This window comes from Motilibacter deserti (assembly GCF_011250635.1).
Taxonomy (GTDB): Bacteria; Actinomycetota; Actinomycetes; order Motilibacterales; family Motilibacteraceae; genus Motilibacter_A; species Motilibacter_A deserti.
This window is the reverse complement of the sequence record NZ_JAANNP010000144.1, coordinates 1-3,797: the sequence shown is the minus strand read 5'-3', so window position 1 is coordinate 3,797 and position 3,797 is coordinate 1. Positions and strand designations below refer to the sequence as shown.

The window sequence follows — 3,797 nt, the reverse complement described above, 5'->3', positions numbered from 1 at the left end:
CGATGGGCTTCCGCAACCCGTTCCGGTTCGACGTCGACTCCAAGACGGGCGACATCTACGTCGGCGACTACTCGCCCGACGCGAACCAGCCCAACCCGAACCGTGGCCCGTCGGGCCAGGGCCGCTGGATGGTCGTCGACCGCCCGGCCAACTACGGCTGGCCGCTCTGCATGTCGCGCGACCTGGCCTACAACGACTACGACTTCGCGACCGGCACCTCCGGGCCGAAGTTCAACTGCAAGAAGCCGGTCAACGACTCGCGCTGGAACACCGGTCTCACTGAGCTGCCGGCCGTCACCGACGCCGAGGTCATCTACGGCTACGGCCCGAGCGAGCAGTTCCCCGAGCTCGGCACCGGCGGCATCGGCCCGATGGGCGGCCCCGCCTACCGTCCGGCCAAGCACAGCACCTCCCAGGTCCGCTGGCCCGAGGAGCTGGCCGGCAAGCCGCTGCTCGGCGAGTGGACGCGTGACTGGCTGCTCGCCTTCAACATCGGCAGCAACAGCAAGGTCAAGTCGATCGAGAAGATCCTCCCCGCTGGGGGCGTGACCCTCGACGGCCCGATGGACCTGGAGTTCGGCCCCGACGGCGCGCTCTACGTCCTCGAGTACGGCACGGGCTACTTCGCCGAGCTCCCCGAGGCGCAGCTCGCCCGCATCGACTACACCCGCGGCAACCGCTCGCCGCAGCCGAAGGCCTCCGCCGACGTCGTCAACGGGGTCTCCCCGCTGACCGTCAAGTTCTCCAGCGCGGGCACGACGGACGCCGACGGTGACGACCTCACCTACGCGTGGGACTTCAACGCCGACGGCGTGGTCGACTCGACCGAGCTGAACCCGACCCACACCTACACGCAGAACGGCGTCTACGAGGCCACGCTCAACGTGACGGATGAGACGGGCCGCAAGGCCGCCTGGTCCGTGCGCGTCGTCGTCGGCAACGCCGCCCCGGTCGTGTCCATCACGACCACGCCGTCGCAGCACGGCGGCACGCCGTTCCACTGGGGCGACACGGTGACCTACACGGTCACGGTCACGGACGACCAGCCGGTCGACTGCTCCCGGGTCCGGGTGTCGTTCATCCTCGGCCACGACACCCACGGCCACCCGCTCTCCACGAGCACGGGCTGCACGGGCTCCTTCAAGACGTTCGTCGACGGCGGCCACGCCGGCGCCTCGAACCTGAAGGCGGTCTTCAACGCCAGCTACACCGACGCGCCGAGCAACGGGCTCCCTGCCCTGAGCGGCAGCGCCGAGGTCGCGCTCACGCCTGCGAGCTGAGCACGTAGCACCCCGGAGCGGGGCGTCACCGTCACGGTGGCGCCCCGCTTCTGCGTGTGCGGCTCCCGGGCGACGAGGTCGTGCCGCCCGGCCCGTCACCGGTCCGGCAACGCCTCCCACTCGGCCCAGGACAGGTCACGCCCCGGGTAGCGCACCGCGTCGAAGGGCCATTCCTCGGCGAGCCAGCGGCGTACGAACGTCTCGAGCTCGGCCTCCAGGCCTGTCTCCGCCTCCGACGTGCGGACCCAGAAGGCCACGTCGGCGTCGGCCCCGGCCTTCTCCGGCGGGTCGACGTAGACGCAGCCCAGCAGCCGGCCCCCGTCGGGCGAGAGCACCGCGAAGTTGAACGCCCTGCGCAGGTCGCCCTCCTTCTGGTGCCAGGCGAGGTCGATGAGGTCCTGCTCGATCGTGAGGTCCGCCGCCGGCCAGCCCCACACCTCGCCGAATTGCTCCCACAGCCGCTCCCGGCTCGACATGACGGCGTCGTAGTCGCGGACGACGTCGTGGACCGTGATGTGGCGCAGCGTGAAGCGGGGCTGCTCGACAGGGGCGGGGACCACGAACCCGCGGGGAAGGAAGGCCATGTCGGTCATCCTGCCGAAGCCAGTGCCCTTGCGGGGCCTGTACGCGACGCCTCCCCTCTGCGAGGATCCGCCGACGTGGAGAGGGGCGCGATGACCGACCGAGCTGCCACCGGTGGCGCGACGTCCACGGTGGACGAGCTGCTCGCCCACCTCGCCACGCCCGCCGGCCGCGCCGACCCCTACCCCGCGTACGCGGCGCTCCGGGAGGCCGGCCCGGTCGTGCGCGGGCAGGACGGGCGCGTCGCAGTCCTGTCGTACGCCGACTGCCTATCGGTGGTTCGTGATTCCCGCTTCGCCCATCACACGCAGGAGTCGATGGGCGAGGCGCTGGGGCCGGAGTGGAAGGCGCACCTGGGGCTGCGGCAGATGTTCGGCAGCCTGCTCACGCTCAACCCTCCCGACCACACCCGGCTGCGCGGCCTCGTCGCGGGCGCCTTCACGGCACGCCGGGTGCAGGCGCTGCGCCCGGCCGTCGAGGCGCAGGTGCAGGCGCTGCTGGACGCCATGGAGGACCAGGCGGTCGACGGCGACGTCGATTTCGTCGACGCCTTCGCCTTCCCGCTGCCCGTCAACGTCATCGGCGAGCTGCTCGGCGTCCCGACGGCGGACCGCCCGCAGTTCCGGGCCTGGGTCCGCGACGCGACGCAGGTCCTCGAGGTGCTCACCCCACGAGTCGTCGTGAAGGCGGACATCGCCGCGCGGCGGATTCGCGACCAGCTCGAGGCGCTCGTGGTGGAGCGCCGCCGGCGGCCTGCCGACGACCTGCTGACCGCGCTCGTGCAGGCCGAGCAGGAGGGCGTACGCCTCAGCGAGGACGAGCTGCTCACCACGGCTGCCCTGCTCTTCTCCGCCGGCTTCGAGACCACAGTCGGCCTGCTGGGCAACGGCCTGGCTGCGCTCGACGCACACCCGGGCGAGCGCGCCCGTCTCCTCGCGGACCCGGCGCTGACCGGGCCCGCCGTGGAAGAGCTGCTGCGCTACGACAGCCCGGTCCAGACCGTCCGGCGGACCGTCGCCGCCGACGTCGAGATCGGCGGCGTCACCGTCGGCCCGGGGACCCAGGTCACCGCGTACGTCGGCGCAGCGAACCGCGACCCCGCCCGATTCGACCTGCCCGACCGGCTGCTGCTCGACCGCCCGGGCAACGCCCCTCTGTCGTTTGGCGGGGGCATCCACTTCTGCCTGGGAGCGGCCCTCGCCCGGCTCGAGGCGCAGGTCGCGTTCCCCGCGCTGCTGCGCCGGTTCCCCGGGCTGCGCGTCGTCGGGCCGGTGGCACGCCGCGACAGCCTGACGCTGCGCAACCTGACCTCGATGCGGGTGCGGCTCGCCGGTTGAGGCGCCGGACGCCGGGTCAGCCCACCGGCACCCGGTGCATGCCGGCCGCGGAGCCGCGCGCCTTCAGCGACAGGACGAAGGCCAGCACGCGGGCCACGGCGTTGTAGAGGTCCGGCGGCACCTCGCCGCCGATCTCGACGGCCTTGTAGAGCGTCCGGGCGAGCGGGACGTCCTGCACCATCGGGATGCGGTTCTCGTCAGCGATCCCACGGATCTTCGCGGCGAGCGCACCCGCGCCCTTCGCGATGACGCGCGGCGCGCCGCCCTTGGCCGGGTCGTAGCGCAGCGCCACCGCGATGTGCGTCGGGTTGACGAGCACCACGTCGGCGTTGGCGACGTCGGCCATCATGCGGTTGCGGCTCATCGCCATCTGCCGGGCGCGGATCTGGGCCTTGACGTGCGGGTCGCCCTCGGACTGCTTGTACTCGTCCTTGATGTCCTGCTTGCTCATCCGCATGCCCTTGTTGATGCGGTGGCGCACGACCGCGTAGTCCGCGGCCGCGAGGACGAGGCCGGCCATCGCGGCCTGGCGCAGCAGGTTGACCACCGTGTCCCCGACGGTCCCGAGCACGGTCGCCAGCGGCATCGCGCTCCCGCG

At 72.3% G+C, this 3,797-nt stretch carries 4 protein-coding genes; 2 read left to right on the top strand and 2 right to left on the bottom strand.

Translation table 11 applies throughout. The features are described 5' to 3' along the window. A partial coding sequence (locus G9H71_RS21490; RefSeq protein WP_166284814.1) for a PKD domain-containing protein occupies nt 1-1,280 on the top strand: 1,280 nt, incomplete at its 5' end. A gap of 95 nt (nt 1,281-1,375) precedes the next feature. Here the strand turns inward: G9H71_RS21490 and G9H71_RS21485 are convergent. Beyond that, nucleotides 1,376-1,864 (bottom strand): GNAT family N-acetyltransferase, encoded by a 489-nt coding sequence (locus G9H71_RS21485; RefSeq protein ID WP_166284813.1) that lies wholly within the window; start codon nt 1,862-1,864, stop codon nt 1,376-1,378. A gap of 90 nt (nt 1,865-1,954) precedes the next feature. Between G9H71_RS21485 and G9H71_RS21480 the strand changes: the two genes are divergently transcribed. Further along, a complete protein-coding gene (locus tag G9H71_RS21480; RefSeq protein WP_166284812.1) occupies nt 1,955-3,199 on the top strand; it encodes a cytochrome P450 in 1,245 nt (414 codons plus the stop codon). 16 nt (nt 3,200-3,215) lie between these two features. Here G9H71_RS21480 and G9H71_RS21475 read toward each other — a convergent pair. After that, nucleotides 3,216-3,797: EscU/YscU/HrcU family type III secretion system export apparatus switch protein (locus tag G9H71_RS21475; RefSeq protein ID WP_166284811.1), on the bottom strand; the 582-nt coding region annotated here is incomplete at its 5' end.